Annotated in this window: 16 protein-coding genes; 11 read left to right on the forward strand and 5 right to left on the reverse strand. The window is 72.5% G+C overall.

The window, feature by feature from the left end; translation table 11 throughout:
- Position 1: 1 nt before the first annotated feature.
- Positions 2-2,455 carry a transglycosylase domain-containing protein gene (locus tag GRQ65_RS17550; protein WP_160879300.1) on the reverse strand — a complete coding sequence of 818 codons (2,454 nt, stop codon included), beginning with the start codon at positions 2,453-2,455 and terminating at the stop codon, positions 2-4.
- A 132-nt stretch (positions 2,456-2,587) separates the two neighbouring features.
- On the opposite strand from GRQ65_RS17550, the gene GRQ65_RS17555 reads away from it, so the two are divergent.
- Positions 2,588-3,199 carry a helix-turn-helix transcriptional regulator gene (locus GRQ65_RS17555; RefSeq protein WP_160879301.1) on the forward strand — a complete coding sequence of 204 codons (612 nt, stop codon included), beginning with the start codon at positions 2,588-2,590 and terminating at the stop codon, positions 3,197-3,199.
- A gap of 47 nt (positions 3,200-3,246) precedes the next feature.
- The gene (locus tag GRQ65_RS17560; RefSeq protein ID WP_160879302.1) at positions 3,247-4,332 is read left to right on the forward strand and encodes an inositol-3-phosphate synthase; all 1,086 of its coding nucleotides are present in this window, start codon (positions 3,247-3,249) and stop codon (positions 4,330-4,332) included.
- Between the two features lie 168 nt (positions 4,333-4,500).
- On the opposite strand, the gene GRQ65_RS17565 is transcribed toward GRQ65_RS17560, so the two are convergent.
- Positions 4,501-4,797 carry a GIY-YIG nuclease family protein gene (locus GRQ65_RS17565; RefSeq protein WP_160879303.1) on the reverse strand — a complete coding sequence of 99 codons (297 nt, stop codon included), beginning with the start codon at positions 4,795-4,797 and terminating at the stop codon, positions 4,501-4,503.
- Between the two features lie 290 nt (positions 4,798-5,087).
- Here GRQ65_RS17565 and GRQ65_RS17570 point away from each other — a divergent pair, with 290 nt between their 5' ends.
- Positions 5,088-8,741 (forward strand): PKD domain-containing protein, encoded by a 3,654-nt coding sequence (locus GRQ65_RS17570; RefSeq protein ID WP_160879304.1) that lies wholly within the window; start codon positions 5,088-5,090, stop codon positions 8,739-8,741.
- A gap of 125 nt (positions 8,742-8,866) precedes the next feature.
- On the opposite strand, the gene GRQ65_RS17575 is transcribed toward GRQ65_RS17570, so the two are convergent.
- Positions 8,867-10,321 (reverse strand): CCA tRNA nucleotidyltransferase, encoded by a 1,455-nt coding sequence (locus GRQ65_RS17575; protein WP_160879305.1) that lies wholly within the window; start codon positions 10,319-10,321, stop codon positions 8,867-8,869.
- A 238-nt stretch (positions 10,322-10,559) separates the two neighbouring features.
- Here GRQ65_RS17575 and GRQ65_RS17580 point away from each other — a divergent pair, with 238 nt between their 5' ends.
- The 6 genes from GRQ65_RS17580 to trxB all read left to right on the forward strand — a co-directional run bounded on the left by GRQ65_RS17580 (position 10,560) and on the right by trxB (position 19,134).
- Complete coding sequence (locus GRQ65_RS17580; protein WP_160879306.1) at positions 10,560-12,995, forward strand: DUF6049 family protein; 2,436 nt, start codon at positions 10,560-10,562, stop codon at positions 12,993-12,995.
- Positions 12,992-14,647, forward strand: a complete 1,656-nt coding sequence (murJ, locus tag GRQ65_RS17585) for a murein biosynthesis integral membrane protein MurJ (RefSeq protein WP_337191833.1) — start codon at positions 12,992-12,994, stop codon at positions 14,645-14,647. Before GRQ65_RS17580 ends, murJ begins: the two co-directional genes overlap by 4 nt.
- Before the next feature lie 60 nt (positions 14,648-14,707).
- Positions 14,708-16,555, forward strand: a complete 1,848-nt coding sequence (locus GRQ65_RS17590; protein WP_160879307.1) for a protein kinase family protein — start codon at positions 14,708-14,710, stop codon at positions 16,553-16,555.
- A 10-nt stretch (positions 16,556-16,565) separates the two neighbouring features.
- Positions 16,566-17,246, forward strand: coding sequence for an RNA polymerase sigma factor SigM (sigM, locus tag GRQ65_RS17595; protein WP_160879308.1), 681 nt, complete (start codon positions 16,566-16,568; stop codon positions 17,244-17,246).
- Positions 17,247-17,312: 66 nt separating this feature from the next.
- Positions 17,313-18,032 (forward strand): hypothetical protein, encoded by a 720-nt coding sequence (locus GRQ65_RS17600; RefSeq protein WP_160879309.1) that lies wholly within the window; start codon positions 17,313-17,315, stop codon positions 18,030-18,032.
- Positions 18,033-18,132: 100 nt separating this feature from the next.
- The gene (trxB, locus tag GRQ65_RS17605) at positions 18,133-19,134 is read left to right on the forward strand and encodes a thioredoxin-disulfide reductase (RefSeq protein ID WP_160879310.1); all 1,002 of its coding nucleotides are present in this window, start codon (positions 18,133-18,135) and stop codon (positions 19,132-19,134) included.
- Here the strand turns inward: trxB and GRQ65_RS17610 are convergent.
- The gene (locus GRQ65_RS17610) at positions 19,127-19,525 is read right to left on the reverse strand and encodes a hypothetical protein (RefSeq protein WP_160879311.1); all 399 of its coding nucleotides are present in this window, start codon (positions 19,523-19,525) and stop codon (positions 19,127-19,129) included. The two genes, trxB and GRQ65_RS17610, sit on opposite strands and share 8 nt — an antisense overlap.
- A gap of 152 nt (positions 19,526-19,677) precedes the next feature.
- Between GRQ65_RS17610 and trxA the strand changes: the two genes are divergently transcribed.
- Entirely contained in the window at positions 19,678-20,004 is a 327-nt protein-coding gene (gene trxA, locus GRQ65_RS17615) for a thioredoxin (protein WP_337191834.1), read from the forward strand.
- A 97-nt stretch (positions 20,005-20,101) separates the two neighbouring features.
- Here the strand turns inward: trxA and GRQ65_RS17620 are convergent, their stop codons facing one another.
- A complete protein-coding gene (locus GRQ65_RS17620; protein ID WP_160879312.1) occupies positions 20,102-20,746 on the reverse strand; it encodes a GNAT family N-acetyltransferase in 645 nt (214 codons plus the stop codon).
- Positions 20,747-20,805: 59 nt separating this feature from the next.
- Between GRQ65_RS17620 and GRQ65_RS17625 the strand changes: the two genes are divergently transcribed.
- On the forward strand, positions 20,806-22,122 hold the full coding sequence (locus tag GRQ65_RS17625) for an aminotransferase-like domain-containing protein (protein ID WP_160879313.1): 1,317 nt from the start codon (positions 20,806-20,808) through the stop codon (positions 22,120-22,122).
- Positions 22,123-22,147: the final 25 nt, after the last annotated feature.

A 22,147-nucleotide genomic window follows, 5' to 3' on the forward strand; every position in this document is an offset into this window, starting at 1 on the left:
GTCACCAGAACAGCCGGCCGAGCCAGGACGCCGTCATCACCGACAGCATCCGGGCCGCGGGCGTCGCCGTCGCCGCCGCAGGCGTCGTCGGGGTCACCGGTGTCGGCGTGGGCGTCGGGGTCGGCGTGACCACCGGCGGCTCGGGGGTGGGCGTCGGGGTCGGCGTCGGCACCACCGGGGTCGGCGTCGGGGTCGGCGTCGGCTGCTGGGTGGTCGGCTCCTGCGTCGGGATCGTCGGCGTCGGCACGACCTGGGTGTCGGTCGGTCGCTGCGTCGGCCTCTGCGTCGGCTTCGGGGTGCTCGGCGGCGGCGTGTAGGTCGGCGTCGGGGAGTGCCCGTCGTCCGGCGCCTCGCCGTCGACGTACGCCGGCTCGGGGAAGTCCTCGACGTCGGTGCCGTCGAGCGCCTTCTCCATGATCGAGGTCCAGGTCTCGGCCGGGTAGCTGCCGCCGAAGTACGACGGCAGCCAGCCGTCGAGCTTGCCGTTGCCCTTGCCGCGCACGTACATCACCGACGTGGCCAGCTGCGGGGTGAAGCCGGTGAACCACGACGACACGACGTCGTCCTGGTCGTTGGTCGAGGTGCCGGTCTTGCCGGCGGCCGGGCGGCCGAGGGAGAGCGCGGCCGTGCCCGAGCCGGACTGCACGACCTGCTGCATGGCGTAGGAGACGTCGGCGGCGATGTCGCTGCCCGCGATGGGCTCACCGTCGGAGGACTCGATGCCGTCGTCGGCCTTGATGACCTGCTGGTCGCTGACCCGGTGGTCGTAGAGGGTCTCGCCGTCGGCGTTGACCACCTTGTCGATGACGTAGGGCGAGGCGAAGCGGCCGCCGGCCGCGATCGTGCCGTAGGCGTTGGCCATGTTGATGGGGCTGACGGTGGCCGAGCCCAGCGCGATGCCGAGGAACGGCTCGAGGCCGGGGGTCGTCTTCGGGATGCCGTAGTCGTGCTTGCCCGGGCCCGGTGCGCGCGGGATGCCCATGACGTTCATGGTGTCCATGACCTTCTGAGGGCCGTCCGGGATCGAGTCGGTCAGGTCGACGAAGGCGGTGTTGATCGAGTCCTCGGTGGCCTTGAGCAGGCTGACCGACGAGCCGTAGTCGGTGTCGCCCTGGTTGCGGATCTCGGTGCCGTCGGGCAGCTCGAAGGGGCTGTTGCCCTCGAAGGTGTCCTTGAGCGAGAAGCCGGACTCCAGCGCCGCGGTCACCGCGAACGGCTTGAGCGAGGAGCCGGCCTGGCCGCCGGCGATGGCCCAGTTGATCTGGGAGTCGAGGTAGTCCTGCCCGGCGTACATCCCGCGCAGCGCGCCCGTGCCGGGCTCGACGCTGGCGACGCCGACGTGCAGCTCCTTGTCGCTGAACCCCTCGGGCCGCACGGCGGCGACCCCGTCCTCGGCGGCCTGCATGGCCTGCTTGGTGAACGTCGTGGTGATCCGCAGGCCGCCGCCGTCGATCTCGCCCTCGGTGAACGGCTCGCTGGTCGCGGCGTTGGTGAGGCCGAGGAGCTGGTCCTTGACCAGGCTCAGCACGTGGCCCTTCTGGCCGCCGTAGGTGCTGTCGGTGGTCACGGGCGGGAACGTCGGCAGCTTGCGCGAGGCCTGGGTGGCCTCGTCGGCGGTGATGTCGCCGCTCTCCGCCATGCCCTCGAGGACGTAGCGGTAGCGCTCGCGCAGCGCCTTGCGCGAGTCCTTGCCGTTGTCGGCGTCGAAGCGCGTCGGGTTGTTGATGACGCTGGCCAGCACCGCGCACTCCTGCAGCGTCAGCTCGGAGGCCGACTTCTTGAAGAACGCCTCCGCCGCGGCCTGCACGCCGTACGCGCCGCGGCCGAAGTAGATGGTGTTGAGGTAGCCCGCCAGGATCTCCTTCTTGCTCATGGTGCGCTGGAGCTTGAGGCTGAGGATCGCCTCCTTCACCTTGCGGGTGTAGGAGCGCTCCTGGCTGAGGTAGAGGATCTTGACGTACTGCTGGGTGATCGTGGAGGCACCCTGGGTGGCGTTGCCGCTGGCATTGCTGAACGCCGCGCGGGCGATGCCCTTGACGTCGATGCCGTTGTCGGACCAGAAGCTGCGGTTCTCGGCGGCGACGACCGCGTCCTTCATGTCCTGCGGGATCTCGTCGTAGCCGATGACGTCGCGGTTCTGCACCGCGAACTGGCCGATCTCGCTCTTGCCGTCCTGGTAGTAGACGTAGGTCGTCTGCGTCTCGAAGGCCTCGTTGGCCTCCGGGATGTCGGTGGTCGAGTAGAGGAAGGCGAAGGCGCCGACCCCGAGCAGGGCGAAGACGACGCCCGCCACGACGGTGTAGAGCGCGGCCCGCTTGAGCCGCGTCTTCCAGGTCTTCGGCTTCTTCGGCTTGCGGACGCTCTTCTCCGCGGTGCCGGGCCGGCCGGGGGGACGCTTCGTCGCGCCACCGGTCGAGCCGGTCGCCCCTGACGGTGCCTTGCGCTTGCCTGCCACGTCGCACGAGGTTACGCAACCCCGCCCAGAACCGCCCAGAACCGAGCCGAGGGCCCGCGGGCTCGACTCCGATCGGAGACGACGATGTACCGGTCCTTCGGGTTGTGGTGATGTATCGCTACGATAGGTCGCGTGGCGCGTCGTGCAGAGACCATCGAGCTGGCAGTCCTCGGACTGCTGCACGAGGGACCCATGCACGGCTACGAGCTGCGCAAGCGGCTCAACCTCATGCTCGGCTGGGGCCGGGTGCTGTCCTACGGCTCGCTCTACCCCACGCTGAAGAAGATGCTGCGCGGCGCCCTCATCGAGGAGTCGACGGCGTCCACGCCGACCTCACGGCGACCCAAGATCGTCTACCAGGTCACCGAGGCCGGCACGCGGGAGTTCGAGCGGCTGATGTCGGAGGTGGGTCCCACCGCCTGGGAGGACGACAACTTCGACATCCGCTTCGCGTTCTTCTCCTCCACCGACATGGAGATCCGGCTGCGGGTGCTCGAGGGCCGCCGCACCCGTCTCCAGGAGCGTCTCGACCGGGTCCAGCGCGAGCTCGCCATGACCCAGCAGGAGGTCGACCGCTACGCCGGGGAACTCCAGCGCCACGGCGTCGAGTCGGTCCAGCGGGAGGTCAACTGGCTCAGCGACCTCATCCGCGCCGAGCGCGACGACTCCTCGCGTCCCGCACCGTCGTCACCACCCGCTGCCCCGTCGGCAGCACCATCCGCAGCAGCACCAGAAACGTCCTGACGGACACGTCGCACCCCCGGGTGCACCAACAGAAGGGAACGCACCCCATGGGTTCGGTTCGAGTAGCAATCGTGGGCGTCGGCAACTGCGCGACGTCCCTCGTCCAGGGCGTCCACTACTACAAGGACGCCGACCCGTCCGGCACCGTGCCGGGCCTGATGCACGTCACCTTCGGCGACTACCACGTCGGTGACGTCGAGTTCGTCGCGGCGTTCGACGTCGACGACCTCAAGGTCGGCAAGGACCTCTCCGAGGCCATCAACGCCTCGCAGAACAACACCATCAAGATCGCCGACGTCCCGACTCTCGGTGTCGAGGTCCAGCGCGGCCACACCCTCGACGGCCTCGGCAAGTACTACCGCGAGACCATCGACGAGTCCTCGGCCGAGCCGGTCGACGTCGTGCAGGTCCTCAAGGACACCCAGGCCGACGTCCTCGTCTCCTACCTCCCGGTGGGCTCCGAGGAGGCCGACAAGTTCTACGCCCAGTGCGCCATCGACGCCGGCGTCGGCTTCGTCAACGCCCTGCCCGTCTTCATCGCCTCCGACCCCGAGTGGGCCGAGAAGTTCCGCGCCGCGGGCGTCCCGATCGTCGGCGACGACATCAAGAGCCAGGTCGGTGCCACCATTACCCACCGCGTGCTCGCCAAGCTGTTCGAGGACCGCGGCGTCGCGCTGGACCGCACCTACCAGCTCAACGTCGGCGGCAACATGGACTTCAAGAACATGCTCGAGCGCGAGCGCCTGGAGTCCAAGAAGGTCTCCAAGACCCAGGCCGTGACCAGCAACCTCAAGGGCGAGCTGGCCAACAAGATCTCCGACCGCAACGTCCACATCGGTCCCTCGGACCACGTGGCCTGGCTCGACGACCGCAAGTGGGCCTACGTCCGCCTCGAGGGTCGCGCCTTCGGCGACGTCCCCCTCAACCTCGAGTACAAGCTCGAGGTCTGGGACTCCCCGAACTCCGCCGGCATCATCATCGACGCCGTCCGCGCCGCGAAGATCGCCAAGGACCGCGGCATCGGCGGCCCGATCGTCTCCGCGTCGTCGTACCTCATGAAGTCCCCGCCGGTGCAGCTGCCCGACGACGAGGGCCGCGCCCGCGTCGAGGCGTTCATCCGCGGCGAGGAGTGACCCTCACCCGCTGAGGCACCCCGGCTCCACCGAAGGCCCGCTCCCCGTCCGGGGGGCGGGCCTTCGTCGTACGCCGGCAGCGGGAGTGGTTTCGAGACGGTCGCTGCACGACCTCCTCAACCACCGTGACGGTGGTTGAGGAAGGACGAAGTCCTGTCTCGAAACCACTCACCGCTTGTCCCGGTGCTCCCACGCCCGGCTGGCGAGCGCGGGCAGGTCCTCCCACCGCCCCTCGATCAGCGCGATGCGCTTGCGCCGGTTCCACCCCTGCACCATCTTCTCGAACGCGAACGCCTCGTCGACCCGGGCGAAGTCCGCGCACCACCACAGCACCATCGGCCGCCGGCGCCGGGTGTACGCCGCTCCGGTGCCGTCGTTGTGCTGACCCATGCGGCGTTCCAGGTCGACCGTGCTCCCGACGTAGAACGAGCCGTCAGCGCAACCGAGGATGTAGGTCCAGGCCATGGGCACGACTTTGAGTGCATCTGGCCTCTGATCCGAGACGTCCGGTGAGACCTGTGGACTGGCACCCTGGTGAGGCCGCCTGTGGACGATGAGTGGTTTCGAGACGGTCGTTGCACGACCTCCTCAACCACCGGGGTCTCGAGTCGACCACCGGGCGAGGCTCCGGGACCGGCGAAACACGAAGTTCACACGGCTGTTGCTACTGGCGCGTAACCCCGGGGGGTGGGGGCCGTTGGTGGTGCCAGACGCCGGTCAGGGGGATCGGCCCATCGCTCCCGAACGAGGCCGCCATGCCCTTCTCGGTCCACCGTCGTCTGCTCGCCCCGCTGCTCAGCGGGGCCCTGGCGCTCGCCGTCGCACCGGCGCTGAGCGCACCCGCCACCGCCGTGCCGTCCGTGGCGCCCGCCGCCGCCACTGGTCCGGCCTCGCTCGGCACCCCGTCGCGTACGACGGTCGGCGCGCTCACGCTGGAGAACTCCTTCGTCAGCGCGGTCGGCTGGGTCAAGCCGGCCGGGACGGCCGGTCAGGACGGGACCTACCCGTCGCGGCTGCTGCTCCGCAACAGCGCCGCCGTGCCGACGGCGGCGACGGTGACCCTCACCGCGCCCGACGGCACCAGCGTGCTCAGCGCCTCTGGCCCGGGCACCCACGCCGTCGCAGGCGCCGGCTCGTCGGTGACCTGGACGGTGACGGTCCCGGCGGCCGCCTCAGCCAAGGCCCCCGGCACGGCCACCCTCGTCCTCCAGCAGCGGGCCGACTCGCTCGCGGAGACGCCGACACTGGTGTGGCGCGACCTCTCGACCACCGCGACGCTGAAGGTCGGCACCTCGACCGGCTCGCCGGCGTACTCCCACGGCCCGAAGGTCATCCCGCCGTCGTCGACCTACGACACGGCGCGGTACGGCGACCGGCCGTTCCCGATCGTGCCGGTGCAGTACCGCGACCGCGCCTACCAGTCGACCCACACGGGCGACTCGCTCGAGAGCGTGGTCAACGACCCGACCAACACCGGCTCGACGTTCAACCTGTTCCAGGAGATGTCGCTCGGTCAGCTCTACCCCGAGGGTGACGTGCCCTCCGTCGGCGTCGCGACCGCCGGCTTCTCGGGTTACGCGCCCGGCTTCCCGTTCACCAACGCCAAGCCCGGCAACACCTGCCTCGGCACGACGTACGCGGATCTCCTCGGAGGAGCCACCGGCCCCGCTGCCGCGGCACTCCAGTACGACAAGCGCATCACCAACGGCGTCTACAACCTGCCCGGCGACACCGGCTACTACGGCTCGGACTCCAACGGCTCCGCCGTCGTCGGCTCTCTGACCGGCGTCGGCGCCCTGCAGAACATCGACTCCGGCTGCGGTGACACCGGCAAGCTCGTCGCCGACTCGGTCGCCATCGCCGACCCCGAGATCGACTACTCCGACTTCGACACCGACAAGGACGGCGTCGTCGACTTCTTCATGGTCGTCTTCGCCGGCTGCGGCGGCAACGGCGCCTCGCAGCTCTCGGTCGCCGGGTGCGACTACAAGGGTCCGGGCGGCACACCCTCCGCGCCGTACGACAACGTCTGGCCGCACAGCTCGACGCTGGAGAACGGCTACACCGACCCGGTCACCGGGCTCCCCGGGTTCACCACCGACGACCAGCTGAAGGACCTCCAGGGTCGCCCGCTCTGGTACCGCGAGGGCAGCTTCTCCGAGCCCTACACGACGACGGACCGGGGTGACGCCCACCGCGTGCTGGTGCGCGTCGGCCCCTACAACGTCAACCCCGAGACCGCGATCGACGCCGCGTCGGTGATCAGCCACGAGTACGGCCACTCCCTCGGCCTGCCCGACTTCTACTCCACCGGCAGCCGCGAGACCTACGGCGACTGGAACCTGATGGCCACCGACAAGTCGCAGGACATGGACGCCTACTCCCGCCAGGAGCTCGGCTGGGTGGTGCCCGAGGTGCTCGACTCCGACCGCACCGAGAGCTCCATTCCCGACTCCAAGCAGGACGTCTCCACGATCAGCTGGGAGACGCCCGACGGCACGCCGTACACGCTGCGTGAGGGGCAGAACGGCGTCGGCCGGGTCCAGAACTCGCAGATGTACGTCGCGAAGCTGCCCGGTCGCAAGCTGCTCGACGCCTCGGCGTTCGACACCGGCGACAAGGCCAGCGCCTCGCACCTGTGGTGGTCGGGGTCGGGCAACGACTTCGGCTGCGCCCCGCAGTCCGGGCGCAACTTCGACCTGGCGATCCCCGGCCTGTCGGCGCTGACCGACCCGAACGCCACCGTCACCCTGTCCTTCAAGTCCCGCTGGGACATCGAGTGGGACTTCGACTACGGCTTCGTGCTGACGACCACCGACGGCGGCAAGACCTACCGCTCGCACGCCTCCCAGAAGGGCTACACCTCCTCCAACACCGACCCGCTGGCCGCCAACCCCAACAACAACGCGTGCCAGGCGACCTACGACAACGGGCTGACCGGCACCAGCGGCTCCTACGCCGCCAGCAGCCAGGCGGCCGACCGCAAGCTCGGCAACACCCCGGCTCCGGTGTTCCTCGCCGACTCCTACGACATCAGTGACCTCGCCGGTGCCGCCAACGGCGCGCTGCGGTTCAGCTACGCGACCGACCCGGGGCTGGCCCGGCCCGGCTGGTTCGTCGACGACGTGAAGGTGAGCGTCGACCCCGACGGGCCCAACGGGTCGGAGCCGGCCTACGACGCCCTCGCCAGCGACTTCGAGACCAGCGGCGGCCCGAGCGACCCGGCGGTCTACAACGGCGGGTGCCGCGAGGACCTGACCACGGCGTCGAGCTGCACGCTCGGCTGGCGCTACCTGCAGGCCGGGGCCGAGGCTGAGCAGGACCACGCCTACTACCTCGAGATGCGCGACCGCTCGGGCTTCGACCTCGACGGCCACGGCCAGGCCGACCGCGGTGCCGTGGGCTGGGGCGCAGGGTTCTACGCGGCGTACACCGACGAGACCCACGGCTACGGCAACGTCGGCACCGACGACCCGCCGGCGCAGTCGCCGCTCGACTCGGTGCCGACGCCCGGATCCGACACCCCGGACCTGAATGACGCGGCGTTCGTCGCCTCGGTCCCGGCCCGCTCGACGTTCAGCGACAGCAGCGCCGCGCCGCACGTCGACAACTACAAGGACCCGACCAGCGCCTCGGGCAACTGGGAGTTCGGCTACGACTGCCTGGCCTTCAAGGTGCTCTCGATGAGCGGCGAGAGCAACGGTCCGGCGACCTCCGACGGCGACCTCACCGGCACGGTCTCCTTCGACGTCGGCCAGGGCTGCGGCGACTTCGACTACGGGTACGCCGACCCGTCGGCCCCTGGCGCCGGTGGCGGTCAGGCCGACACGGCGCCGACGGCCGTCGCCTCCGCCGACCCGACGTCGACCACGGTGGGCACCACGGTGCGCTTCTCCGGGGCGGGCAGCACCGACGCGGAGTCGCCGGGCAACCTGACCTACAGCTGGGACCTCGGCGACGGCTCGGCCAAGCTGACCGGTCGCGACGTGACGCACGCCTACCAGCGGGCCGGCACCTACCGCGCCACGCTGACGGTCTCCGACCCCAGTGGACGCACCGGCACGGCTTCCGTGACCGTGCAGGTGGCCGCGACCACCGGCGCCGGGTCCGGCACGGGCGCCGGGACGGGCACCGGCGCCTCCGGCCCAGTCGCGCGGATCAAGGTCAAGACGAAGCGGCCGGTCAGCGACCGGCGGGTCAAGCTCGTCGCCAAGGCCTCGACGGGCACCGGCTCCCTGACCTACCGGTGGAACTTCCACAACGGCGGCAAGAAGGTCGACGCCCGGGGCGTGGAGGTGAAGCCCTTCCTGCGCCGACCCGGCCGGCACGAGGTCACCCTCACGGTGATCGACTCCACCGGCGCCGTCGCCAAGGCCACCGTGGTCTTCCGGGTGCGCTACCGCCGCTGACGCACTCCGCGGTGACGTGGTTTCGAGACGGTCGCCAGCGCGACCTCCTCAACCACCGGGGTCTCGGTCCCGGTGGTTGAGGAAGGACGAAGTCCTGTCTCGAAACCACCCACCGCAAGGAGCGGTCAGGCGCTGCGCTCGGCCCACCAGGCGCGCAGGGCGGCGGTGGCGTCCTCGGTCGACATGGGGCCGTGGTCGAGGCGCAGCTCGAGCAGGAACCGGTAGGCCTCGCCGACCTCGCGACCGGGGCCGATGCCGAGCAGCTCCATGATCTGGTTGCCGTCGAGGTCGGGGCGGATCGAGTCGAGCTCCTCCTGCTCCTGCAGGACGGCGATCCGCGCCTCGAGGTCGTCGTAGGCGCGTCGCAGGGCGTCGGCCTTGCGCCGGTTGCGGGTGGTGCAGTCGGCGCGGGTGAGCACGTGCAGCCGGGCGAGCTGGTCGCCGGCGTCGCGGACGTAGCGGCGTACGGCGGAGTCGGTCCACTCGCCCGAGCCGTAGCCGTGGAAGCGCAGGTGGAGCTCGACGAGCGAGGAGACCGCCTCGGTCTCCTCCTTCGAGAAGCGCAGCGCCTGCATCCGCTTGCGGGTGATCTTGGCGCCGACCACGTCGTGGTGGTGGAAGGTCACGGTGCCGTCGTCGACGAAGCGGCGGGTCTTGGGCTTGCCGACGTCGTGCATCAGCGCGGCGAAGCGCGAGACGAAGTCGGGACCGTCGGTGCCGAGCCGGGGCTCGAGGTCGATGGCCTGCTCGAGCACGGTGAGGGTGTGCTCGTAGACGTCCTTGTGGCGGTGGTGCTCGTCGCGCTCGAGGGCGAGGGCGGGCAGCTCCGGCAGGACGTACGACGCGAGCCCGGTCTCGACGAGGAGCGTGAGGCCCAGGCGCGGCCACGGGGCGCAGACCAGCTTGACCAGCTCGTCGCGCACCCGCTCCGCGGAGATGATCTCGATGCGGGCGGCCATGTCGGTCATCGCGGCGACCACCTCGGGCGCGACCTCGAAGCCGAGCTGGGCGGCGAACCGTGCGGCCCGCAGCATCCGCAGCGGGTCGTCGCTGAACGACGCCTCGGGGGTGCCGGGCGTCCGCAGGACGCCCTGGGCCAGGTCGACGACACCGCCGAAGGGGTCCTCGACGACCCGCCCGGGCACCCGGACGGCCATCGCGTTGACGGTGAAGTCGCGGCGTCCGAGGTCGCCGGCGAGCGAGTCGCCGAAGTCGACCGTCGGCTTGCGCGAGTCGGGGTCGTAGGCCTCGGAGCGGTACGTCGTCACCTCGACCGTCCACTCGCCCTTGCGGCAGCCGATCGTCCCGAAGTCGCGGCCCATGTCCCAGGTCGCGTCACCCCAGGCGGAGAGCAGCTTCTCGGTGTCGTCGGGGCGCGCCGAGGTCGCGAAGTCGAGGTCGTGGTGGGGCCGCCCGAGCATGGCGTCGCGCACCGGACCGCCGACCAGGGCCAGCTCGTGCCCGGCCGCGGCGAAGACCTCACCGAGCGCGTCGACGACCGGCGCGAGCCGGGCCAGCTCGGCCTCGACCGCCTGCTGCAGCTCGACGACGGTGCGGGCACGCGGCTCGGGGGCAGACACGACGGGTCAGTCTAGGAGAGGGCTGATCGACAGGGGTGAACGGCAGCGTCGTCCCGGTGCGTGCCCGGGTGGTGCCGACGAGGGAGCCGTGCCGGAGGCACGGCGACTGAGGAGAAGCCGCTCGGGTGCGTGCTGGGGCGGGGCTGACCCCGCCCCTGTCGATCAGCCCTCTCCTCGGAGAGGGTCGGCGGAGATCGAGAGATCAGGGGACCGGGCCTGCGGCGACTAGCCTGAGCCCATGCCCCGCCGGTCGAGACTCAGCGCCGCGCTCGCGGCCCTGGCCCTCCCGGTGCTCCTGACGACGGGGCTCGCGCCCGCCGCCCAGGCCGCTGAGGGACCCGGTCCAGCGGCTGTCGAGGGCCAGCAGCCACGGGCCCGCACGACCGGTCCGGCCGCTCGCCGGCCGCAGGTCAGCCGGCACGCCGCCCGCCAGGCCGCCGTCCGGGCCCGGGCCCGCGCCGAGCAGATGCCCCTCACCGTCACCCTCGACGACCTCTCGCCCGCGGTGATCCCCGCCCGCGGGCCGATCACGGTCACCGGCGAGATCACCAACGACGACACGGTCGCGCGCACGACGATCAACGTCTACTCCTTCATCTCCTCGACGCCGCTCACGACCGAGGCCGAGCTCGAGGAGGCGGCCGCCACCGACCCCTCACTCGACGTGGGCCAACGGATCACCGAGGAGTCGGCCAAGGACACGATCGCGGTGCTCGAGCCGGGCGAGTCGCAGCGGTTCAGCCTCACGGTCACCCGCGGCCAGCTGGGCGTGAGCGAGCCGGGCGTCTACTGGTTCGGCATCCACGCGCTGAGCGACGACCCCGAGGGCGGGCGCGACGAGCTCGCCGACGGCAAGGCCCGCACCTTCGTCCCGCTCGTCCCCTCCGGTGCGACCGGCCAGGTCGAGACCTCGGTGGTCGTGCCGCTGCGCCGACAGGTGTCCTACGCCGAGGACGGCTCGCTCGACGACGTCGCCGAGTGGACCCGCGCGCTCTCCGACGGCGGACGGCTGCACTCGCTGGTGTCCTTCGGCGCCGCCTCGGGCGACGCGCCCGTCACCTGGGTGGTCGACCCCGCCCTCGTCGACGCCGTACGCCGCCTCGCGGAGGGCAACCCGCCCCGCTCGCTCGCCGCCAACCTCGAGCCCGGTCAGGACGGGAGCGGCGGCGAGGACGCCGGCACCCCCACGGCCGAGCCCGGCGACGACACCGGCGACGGCGCCGCCGGTCGCACCGCGGCCAGCGAGTCGCCCGCGCCCTCCGACGTCGTGCCGACCGACGACAACGATTCCCCGCTGGACCTCGACGAGCTCGACCCGGTCGTGCAGGCCGCGACCCGCGCCGCCCAGGCCTGGCTCAACCAGCTCGCGGCGGCGATGACCTCCGACGACGAGGTCCTGACGCTGCCCTACGGCGACGTCGACGTCCCCGCCGCCGCGGCCCTCGACCCGGCGCTGCTGGAGCGTGCGTGGGCGCGCGCGGCGGCCGGGCTGTCCGGCTTCGACGTGCCGACGGCGCCGGTGGTGAGCTCGCCGAGCGGGTTCCTCTCGGCCGCAGGGCTGGCCGTGACACCCCCCGGGACGGTGGTGATCGTCAGCGACGCGATGTTCGAGGCCGGTCAGCGCGACCTCGAGGAGGGCGTGCAGCCGCCGCAGGACCCGGCCCCGGCCGCGGCGGTCGTCGAGGGCCACCGGCTGCTCGTCGCCTCCTCGGGCGCCGCGGACGGCGGGCCCGGCCCGGGCGACCGCACCGGCGTCACCGCCATGCGGCAGCGCCTGCTGGCCGAGGCCGCCCTGCGCTTCCTCGACACCGACCGCCCGCCGCTGACCGTCGTGCTCCCCCACGACTGGAACCCCACCTCCGCCTCGGCCTACTTCCGCGGCCTGCGCTCGGATGCGCCGTGGCTCGACCTCACCACCGCCTCCGCCGCGTCGTCGGTGGCCCAGGCGACGTCGGTCGACCCGAGCGAGCTGCGCTACCCGGCGTGGCAGGCCGAGAGCGAGCTCGACGCGCCCAGCTTCATCGCCGCGACCGACCTCATCCGTGCCGGCGCGGCCCTCCAGAGCACGCTGACGCTCAACAACGTCGTCGGCGGCACGGTCGCCGACCAGGCCCTCGGCACGACGTCGTACTCCGCGCGCACCCGGCCGCTGTCCAACCGGTCGTCGGCCGCCCGCTCGGAGGAGTGGATCGACGCCCGCCTCGCCGAGGTGCAGGTGAGCTCCCCGCAGGCCGTGACGCTGTCGAGCTCGAGCGGGCGGTTCAACGCCACCATCGCCAACTTCCTCGACCAGCCCGTCACCGTGACCCTGCAGGCGCAGAGCGACGCCGAGCTCGCGATCTCGGGGCCCCGCTCGGTGCAGGTGCCGGCGCGTGGGCGCACGACGGTGCCGCTGACCGCGACCACCGACGAGAACGGCGTGCACCGCGTGCGGCTCGCCGTCGTCGACCAGCGCGGGGTGGCCCTCGGCTCGGCCACCGTCCTGTCGGTGCGCTCGGCCCAGGTCAGCAAGATCATCTGGCTGTTCATGGCCGTGGGCAGCGTGCTGCTGTTCGGCACCATCGGCGTGCGGCTGTTCCGCCGCATCCGCGCGGCCCGTCGTACGCCGCCCGCAGGGTCCGGCGAGCCCGCCGGGTCTCCCGCGCGCGAGCCCGAGGGGGCCGGGCAGCGGTGAGCAGCACCACCGAGGACTCCCGGGAGAGCTCAGAGCAGTCCGCCCTGCTCTCCCGCAGCGCGGTCATGGCCGCGGGCACCGCGGTCAGCCGGCTGAGCGGCTTCGTGCGGGCGGCGCTGCTGTCCTTCGCGCTCGGCGCCGGCGTCCACGCCGACGTCTTCAACGTCGCCAACTCGCTGCCCAACGCGCTCTACATCCTGCTGGCCGGTGGCGTCATCAACGCCGTGCTCGTGCCGCAGCTCATCCGCGCGCAGCGCAACGACCCCGACGGCGGCGAGGCCTACACCCAGCGCATCGTCACGCTCGCCGGCACGTTCCTCGTCGTGGTCACGGTGGTCCTGGTGGCCGCGGCGCCCCTCCTGGTGAGCCTGGTCGCGCCCGACTACGACGGCGCCGTGCGCGAGTCGGCCATCGCCTTCACCCGCTACTGCCTGCCGCAGGTCCTCTTCTACGGCATGTTCGTGCTGGTCGGGCAGATCCTCAACGCCCGCGGCGTCTTCGGGCCGATGATGTGGGCGCCGATCGCCAACAACGTGCTCTCGGTCGCGGTGGTGCTCGCCTACGTCGTGGCGTTCGGCCACGCGGAGGGTGCCGAGCTGGCCGGTGGCTACAGCTCGGCCCAGGAGCTGGTGCTCGGCGTCGGGTCCACGCTCGGGATCGCGGCGCAGCTGGCGATCCTGGTGCCCTACCTCCGCCGCGCCGGCTTCGTCTACCGCCCCCGCTTCGACCTGCGCGGCACCGGGCTCGGCCACACCCTGCGCCTCGGCGTCTGGACGGTGCTGTTCGTCGTCGTCAACCAGATCGCCTACGTCGTGGTGCAGCGGCTCGCGACGAGCGGCGCCGCCGAGGGCGGCACGGGCGCGACCGTCTACGCGTTCAGCTTCCTCATCGTGATGGTGCCGCACTCGATCGTCACCGTCTCGCTGGCGACCGCGGTGCTGCCGCGGCTCTCGGCCCACGCCGCCGCCGGCGACCGGACCGCGCTCGCCGGCGCGCTCGCCGCGACCCTGCGCAGCGCGCTCGTGGTCATCGTGCCGTTCGCCGCCCTGCTGCCGGTGATCGCGCCCGACCTGGCCCGCGTCGTGTTCGCCTACGGCGCCGCCGCCGGCTCGGTCGACGCCTACGCCCCCACGCTGTCGCTCTTCGGCCTCGGCGTCGTGTTCTTCACCTTCCACTACCTCGTGCTGCGCGGCTTCTACGCCCTCGAGGAGAACCGCACCGCCTTCTGGGTGCAGTGCGCCGTCGCCGGCACCAACGTCGTGACCGCCGTGACGTACGTCGGCCTGGTGGGTCCGGAGCGCACCTCGCCCGCCCTGGTGCTCGCCTACGCCTCGGCGTACGCCGTGGGCTCCGCGATCTCCTACGCGCTCCTGCGCCGCCGGCTCGGCGGCCTGCGCACCCGGGAGCTGCTCGCCTTCGGCGGACGGCTCGCGATCGCCGCGGGTCTCGCGACCGCCCTGACGATTCCCGTCGCGCAGGTGCTCGACGGCCTCGCCGACGACCCCGGCAAGGTCGTCGCGGCGGTCCGGCTCGTGGCCGTCGGCGCCGTGGACGTGCTGCTCTACCTCGTCCTCGCCCGGCTCGTGCGCCTGCGCGAGGTCGGGCAGGTCCTCGCGACGCTGACCGGTCGGGCCGGTCGCGCCCGGGGCTGACGGCGCCCCACCGGGCGTCACTACGATGGCCCCGAGCGTCGGAGGGAGGCTCGTCACCACATGCCGCAGGCCACGCGGGCGGGCGACGTCCTCGCCGAGCGCTACCGGCTCGTCGACCTCCTGAGCGAGAGCGGCGGCGGACGGTTCTGGCGAGCGCACGACCGGGTGCTCGAGCGCCACGTCGCGCTGCACGTCATCGCGGCCGACGACCCCCGCGCCGACGGCCTGCTCGCGGCGGCGCGGCGCTCGGCCACCGTGCTCGACCAGCGGATCCTGCGGGTGCTGGACGCCGAGCGGGTCGGCGACTACTGCTTCGTGGTCAACGAGTGGGGCCAGGGCACCTCGCTCGACATCATGCTGGCCAGCAACGGCCCGCTCTCGCCGCGCCGGGGCGCCTGGCTCGTCGGGGAGGTCGCCGACTCGGTCGCCACGGCCCACGCCCACGGCATCGCCCACGGTCTGCTCTCGCCCGAGAACGTCCTGCTCGACCAGGCCGGCTCGGTGCGCATCATCGGCTTCTGCGTCGACGCCGCGCTGCACGGTCTCCCGCAGGGCGACCCCCACGCCGACGTCGTCGACCTCGCCGGCCTGCTCCACGCCACGCTGACCGGCCGGTGGGCCGGGGTCTCGCCGTCCGACGTACCCCGGGCACCGGAGAGCAGCGGCCGGGTCCTGCGACCCCGCCAGGTGCGCGCCGGGGTGCCGCGCGCCCTCGACGACCTGTGCGACGAGCTGCTCAACCCGCGCGGCCAGCGCCAGCGCGAGCCGCGCGACCCCGGCAGCGCCCGCGGCGTCGCGACGGTGCTGGCGCAGTTCGTCGGCGACCCGACCGGACTCGGCGAGGCGATCGCCGCCGGCAACCCCGAGCGCCACGAGACGGTCACCCTGCCCGCCGTCCCCGACATCCCGCTGCGCCCGCACCCCGACGACTGGCAGCCGCCGCCCGAGCCCGAGCCGACGCCGGAGCCCGCGCCGGAGCCCGTGCCCGTGCCGGAGCCGCAGCCGGAGCGCCCCACCGAGGCCGGTCTGCCGATCTTCGACGACGAGAACGACGAGGTGTCGTGGCTGCGCGCCCGCGAGCAGAAGCCACCGCCCCCGCCGCCGTTCGAGGAGCCCCCCGAGCGTCCGCTGTTCGCCTCCGAGCCGCGCCGCCCGCGCCACCCGAGCGCGGACCTCGGTCCCGTGGTCGCCCGCGGCGACGAGTACTGGCCCTTCGACCGCGAGCAGCCCCCGCACGGCCCGCTCGCCGAGGACCCGTCCGAGACCGACGACCACGTCCCGGGGCGCTCCTGGCTGCGCCTGGCCGCCCTGGTCGCCATCGCGCTGCTCCTCGTGGTCGCGGTCGCCATCGCCTTCAACCTCGGCCGTGGCCGCACCCCGCTCGGCACCGAGCCGCGCGACGGCGACAGCACCCCCAGCGCGACGCCGAGCGCGTCGGCGTCCGCACCCGCCCTCACCGCGTACACCGGGGTGACGGCGACCGACTTCGACCCCGAGGGCGACGACGGCTCCGAGCGCCCGGAGGACGTCGGCAACGTCGTCGACGGTGATCCCGACACCTCGTGGACGACGCTGACCTACTACCAGCAGTTCGGCGCGGCCGGGCTGAAGGACGGCGTCGGGGTCGTGCTCGACCTGGGCGAGAGCCGCGACGTGCGACAGGTCGACCTCAGCGTCGTGGGGCGCACGGGCGTCTCGGTCTACGTGCTGGACACCGCCCCCACCACCGTCGACGGACTGACCCCGGCGGCGACCGGCCAGGTCGGCCGGTCCGGGGGCGCGGCGGCCGGGCGCATCTCGCTCCCCGAGGCCGCGACCGGGCGCTACGTCCTGGTCTGGCTCACCAGCCTCCCCGCGGCCGACGGCGGCTTCCGGGGTGAAATGGTGGACGCCGTGGTGCGGGGATGAGCGTGCGCGGATGAGCGTGGCCGAGCGCTCCGACGCCGAGCTCCTGAGCGCCCACGTCGACGGCGACCCCGACGCCTTCGGCGTCCTCTTCCGACGCCACCGCGACCGGCTGTGGGCGGTCGCACTGCGCACGACGGGCAACCCGGAGGACGCCGCCGACGGGCTCCAGGACGGCATGATCGCGGCCTACCGCCGCGCCGGGTCCTTCCGGGGCGAGTCCGCCGTGACCACCTGGCTGCACCGGGTCGTGGTCAACGCCTGTCTCGACCGGCTCCGTGCCGCCAAGGTGCGGCGCGCCGAGCCCCTGCCCGACGACCTCGACGACTGGGGCGACCGCGGCTCCAAGGCCACGGCCTCCCCCGACACGAGCGACCCGGCCGACCTCGCCGTCTCCGACGAGCGCCGCCGCGTCGTGCTCGACGCCCTCGCGCAGCTGCCGCCCGACCAGCGTGCGGCGCTGGTGCTCGTCGACATGGAGGGCTACCCGGTCGCCGAGGTCGCGGTCATGCTCGACTGCGCGGTGGGCACCGTTAAGTCGCGGTGCTCACGGGGTCGGGCCCGGCTCGCCCCGCTGCTCGGGGTGCTCCGCGCGCCGGGTGAGCAGGACCACGCCGCGCCCCGGAACCACGACGTCCCCGCGCCCGTCCGAGACGTGGGCGGCCCGCGCGCGCCACCGCACGGCACCGACTGACGCCCAGCCCGCCCGACCACCAGCACCGACCCCCGAGACCGGCCCCTGAGAGGAGGCGCGCCTCCCGTGAGCGAGTCCCCCGACTCCCCGCTCGACGCCGAGCAGGAGTCGGCCGTACGCCGCGAGCTCGCGGCCGCGCGCCACCGCGACCCGATCCCCGACGACGTCGCCGCCCGGCTCGACGACGTCCTCGCCTCGCTGTCCCGCGAGGACCGAGACGACCTCGCCAGCCGTCGACGCCGCCGCAACGCCACCCGCCTGCTGCTGGCCGCCGCAGCCGTGGTGGTCGCGGGCGTCGGCATCGGCCAGGTCCTCCCCGGCAGCTCCGGCAGCTCCGACAGCAGCGCCTCGCTGTCCGAGCGGACCGACCCGGACCGCGCCGGCGCGGACTCCGGCGGATCTGCGGCCGACTCGTCCGGCGGAGGCTCCAGCCTCGGGGACTCCTCCCTCGCCGCGCCCGAGGCAGCGCCCGCGCTGCCGCTGCAGCTGACGTCGGCCGGCCTCGCCGAGGAGCTGCGCGCCGCCCTGCTGCCCGTCCCCGGTGCCGACTTCCCCGACCCGGGCGAGGCCGCACCGTCCGCGAGCGCCGACGAGCTGCGCTCCGAGGCCCCGGGGTTCACCTGCACCGACCCGCCGAGCACCGCCGGTCGCCTCCTGCCGGCGTACGTCGACGGCGCGCCGGCGGTCGTGTCGCTCACCGCGGGCGACGACGGCGAGCGGCTCGTCGACGTCGTGGACTGCGCCACGGGCGAGACGCTGCGGAGCGTCGACCTCGACGCCCCCTGACGCCGTCCGCCGTCCGGGTCAGCGGTCCCGGCCAGCTGGGAACATCTCTCACCTACGATCGGTTGCAGAGACACCGACCACCTGAGGAGATGTCCGGCCCATGTCAGCGCCCGAGACGCAGCCCCGCAACGTCATCGTCATCGGCTCCGGCCCGAGTGGCTACACCGCCGCGGTGTACGCCGCTCGCGCGAGCCTCCAGCCCCTCGTCTTCGAGGGCTCGGTGACCGCTGGCGGCGCGCTCATGAACACCACCGAGGTCGAGAACTTCCCCGGGTTCCGCGACGGCATCATGGGCCCGGCCCTGATGGACGAGATGCGCGCCCAGGCCGAGCGCTTCGGCGCCGAGCTGATCCCCGACGACGTCGCCGAGGTCGACCTCACCGGTGAGCTCAAGGTCGTCAAGACCGCCACCGACACCTACACCGCCCGCGCGGTGATCCTGGCGATGGGCTCGGGCTACCGCCGCCTCGGTCTGCCCGGCGAGGACGAGTTCTCCGGGCGCGGTGTCTCGTGGTGCGCGACCTGCGACGGCTTCTTCTTCCGCGACCAGCACATCGCGGTCGTCGGCGGCGGCGACTCGGCGGTCGAGGAGGCGACGTTCCTGACCCGCTTCGGCTCGAAGGTGTCGCTCATCGTGCGCCGTGACGAGCTGCGGGCCTCCAAGATCATGCAGGAGCGCGCGTTCAGCGACCCCAAGCTCGAGATCGTCTGGAACTCCACCGTCGAGTCCATCAACGGCACCGACCGCCTCGAGTCGCTGACCCTCAAGGACACCGTGACCGGCGAGACCCGACCGATGGACGCCACCGGGCTCTTCATCGCCATCGGTCACGACCCGCGCTCGGAGCTGCTGACCGGCCAGGTCGACCTCGACGACAACGGCTACGTGCTGGTCAGCCACCCCTCCACCGAGACCAACCTGCCGGGTGTGTTCGCGGCCGGCGACCTGGTCGACCACCACTACCGCCAGGCGATCACCGCGGCCGGCACCGGCTGCTCGGCCGCCCTCGACGCGGAGCGGTTCCTCTCCGAGCTCGACCTCGGCCTCGCCGACACCGCCGAGCAGGCCCGCGAGCGGGCCGACGCCGAAGCGCTCAGCTGACTCCGGCCGGTCGGGGCGGCCTCACCAGTGAGACCACCGCCCCGGCCGTGATCCCCGGCACGGCGACGAGGCCCGTGAGGAACGGCAGGCCGGTCGCCAGGTCGCTCAGCGCGATCGCGAGGTCGAACCCGTGGCCCAGCTGGACCGTGAACGACGACGCTCCCGCCACCACCACCCCGGTGAGGAGCCAGGGGACGACGACGGCCGAGGCCGTGTGGCGCCACCCGTCGACCGCTCCCCACGCTGCCGCGATCGCGACCAGAGCCGCGAGGGCCGTCAGCCCCTGACCCACGGGGTCGTCGCTGGCGGTGACCCAGCCCTGCTGGAAGGCGAGCGAGACGGCCGTGAGGGCGACCGAGCGGACCAGGACCTGGGCGGGGAGACGCAGCACCCGTCCAGCGTGACCGCCGACGCGGGCGGCGCCATGAGTCGTCGTACTCACCCACCCCGCGGAACAATCGCGGGCGCAGGCCTGTTCACTCATCAGGCTTCCAGCTCGTCGGCCCGGTCCTGGGCCGACTCCATTGGTGAAAGGTGACCCTGGTGTCCCAGATCGAGTCCGTGACCGACGCCGAGTTCGACGCGCAGGTCCTCAAGTCCGACAAGCCCGTCCTGGTCGACTTCTGGGCCGAGTGGTGCGGCCCGTGCAAGCAGGTCGCCCCGATCCTCGACGAGATCGCGTCCGCCCACGGCGACAAGATCACGTTCCTCAAGATGAACGTCGACGAGAACCCCGTCACGCCGTCGTCCTACCGCGTGACCGGCATCCCGACGATCAACGTCTACCAGGGTGGCGAGGTCGTGAAGTCCATCGTCGGTGCCAAGCCCAAGGCCGCGCTGCTCAAGGAGCTCGACGCGTTCATCGCGTGAGCGACGCCTGAGTGGTTTCGAGACGGTCGTTGCACGAGCTCCTCAACCACCGTGGTGACGGTGGTTGAGGAAGGACGAAGTCCTGTCTCGAAACCACTCAGACCGCATCGCCCCGCGTCGCCCGGGTCGGGCGCGCGGCCGCCGGGCGCACGACGCCGACGATCCGGTCCAGCGCGGCCTCGACCTCGTCGCGCAGCGACAGCGCGCTGCGCAGCTCCATCCGCATGCGCGGATTCGTCGGGTGTGCCCGCTGGGTGCGGAACCCGACCCCCGACAGGAAGTCGGCCGGCACCACGCACGCCCCGCGGCGTCCGGTGCCGCGCGTGTCGCCGAACGCTTCGACCGCGCGTACGCCGCCCCGCTTGATCAGGTCTCGCGCCGTCCCCTGGACGAGCATCCGGCCCAGCCCCCCGCCCCGCTGCTCCGGAGCGACCCACACGTGGGTCAGCAGCACCGCGTCGGGCGAGACCGGGGCCGTCGCGAACGCCTGTGAGCCCGGGAGCAGCGCCGCAGGGGCGTAGAGCGAGAAGCCGACCGGTACGTCGTCCACGAGCACCACGCGACCGCACGAGCCCCACTCGCGCAGCACCTCGGAGACCCAGGCCTCCTTCTCCGCGGGGGCGTCGTGCGGAGCCACGCGGCCGCGGGTCACGGGGTCCAGCTGCCAGAACAGGCAGGCGCGGCACGGGCCGTCGAGCGCGGCGAGGTGGTCCAGCGTGAGACGGACCACCTTGCGTGACACGTCTCGATCGTAGGTCTGACGTGCACACCGGCGCCTGGATCGTTCACACTGGTCAGATCATGGAGAGCCAGCCAGTCCGTTCGCAGCCGCGCCTCGACCCCTACGTCGACCGCTACGCCGCCCGCACCGCGGGCATGACGGCCTCCGAGATCCGAGCTCTGTTCGCCGTGGCGTCGCGACCCGAGGTGGTCTCGCTCGCCGGCGGCATGCCGAACATCTCCGGCCTCCCCCTCGACGTGGTCGCCGGCGCCATCGGCGACCTGGTGACCCAGCACGGGGCTACGGCGATGCAGTACGGCTCCGGGCAGGGCGTCCCCGAGCTTCGCGAGCAGATCACCGAGGTGATGCGCCTCGAGGGCATCGAGGCGCACCCCGACGACGTGGTGGTCACGGTCGGCTCCCAGCAGGCGGTCGACCTCGTGACCCGGGTCTTCTGCGACCCGGGCGACGTCGTCATCTGCGAGGCCCCGTCGTACGTCGGTGCGCTGGGCGTGTTCAAGGCCTACCAGTGCGACGTCGTGCACGCCGAGATGGACGCCGACGGCCTGGTGCCGGCGGCGCTGCGTCAGGCCATCGCCTCGGTGCGCGCGTCGGGTCGCACCATCAAGTTCCTCTACACGATCCCCAACTTCCACAACCCGGCCGGCGTGACCCTGAGCGCAGAGCGCCGCGCCGAGATCCTCGACATCTGCCGGGCCGAGGACATCCTCATCCTCGAGGACAACCCCTACGGTCTGCTCGGCTTCGACCGCGAGCCGCTGCGGGCGCTGCGGGCCGACGAGGCCGAGCGCGTGATCTACCTCGGCTCGTTCTCCAAGACCTTCGCCCCCGGGTTCCGGGTCGGCTGGGCTCTCGCACCGCACACGGTCCGCGAGAAGCTGGTCCTGGCGCAGGAGTCCGCGACGCTCTGCCCGCCGCAGTTCTCCCAGATGGCCATCTCGGCCTACCTCGCGGCCCACGACTGGCAGGGCCAGATCAAGCAGTTCCGTGAGATGTACCGCGAGCGCCGGGACGCGATGGTCGACGCCCTGGCCGACCTGATGCCGGCGGCGTGTCGTTGGAACGTCCCCGACGGCGGCTTCTACGTCTGGCTGACCCTTCCTCCGGGTGTCGACGCCAAGGCGATGCTCCCGCGGGCGGTCACCGCCCGGGTGGCCTACGTGCCCGGCACGGCGTTCTTCGCCGACGGCTTCGGGGCGAGCTCGATGCGACTGTCGTTCTGCTACCCGACGCCGGAGCGCATCCGTGAGGGTGTACGTCGGCTCGCCGGTGTCGTCGAGGCGGAGCTCGAGCTGCGGGCGACGTTCGACAGCTACGCTCCGGATCGCGAGCTGGGGCCGCGCGGTTACGACGCGCCCAGCAGCGACCTCAGCTGAGCCAGCCAGCCCGACACCTGGAGCC

This window comes from Nocardioides flavescens (genome assembly GCF_009823805.1).
GTDB lineage: Bacteria > Actinomycetota > Actinomycetes > Propionibacteriales > Nocardioidaceae > Nocardioides > Nocardioides flavescens.

What these genes read in the sequence shown, in the direction of transcription:
- GRQ65_RS17560 (WP_160879302.1), top strand. Translation starts at nt 3,247, where the DNA reads ATGGGTTCGGTTCGAGTAGCAATCGTGGGCGTCGGCAACTGCGCGACG.
- GRQ65_RS17565 (WP_160879303.1), bottom strand. Translation starts at nt 4,797, where the DNA reads ATGGCCTGGACCTACATCCTCGGTTGCGCTGACGGCTCGTTCTACGTC.
- GRQ65_RS17570 (WP_160879304.1), top strand. Translation starts at nt 5,088, where the DNA reads ATGCCCTTCTCGGTCCACCGTCGTCTGCTCGCCCCGCTGCTCAGCGGG.
- GRQ65_RS17580 (WP_160879306.1), top strand. Translation starts at nt 10,560, where the DNA reads ATGCCCCGCCGGTCGAGACTCAGCGCCGCGCTCGCGGCCCTGGCCCTC.
- GRQ65_RS17590 (WP_160879307.1), top strand. Translation starts at nt 14,708, where the DNA reads ATGCCGCAGGCCACGCGGGCGGGCGACGTCCTCGCCGAGCGCTACCGG.
- sigM (WP_160879308.1), top strand. Translation starts at nt 16,566, where the DNA reads ATGAGCGTGGCCGAGCGCTCCGACGCCGAGCTCCTGAGCGCCCACGTC.
- trxB (WP_160879310.1), top strand. Translation starts at nt 18,133, where the DNA reads ATGTCAGCGCCCGAGACGCAGCCCCGCAACGTCATCGTCATCGGCTCC.
- GRQ65_RS17625 (WP_160879313.1), top strand. Translation starts at nt 20,806, where the DNA reads ATGGAGAGCCAGCCAGTCCGTTCGCAGCCGCGCCTCGACCCCTACGTC.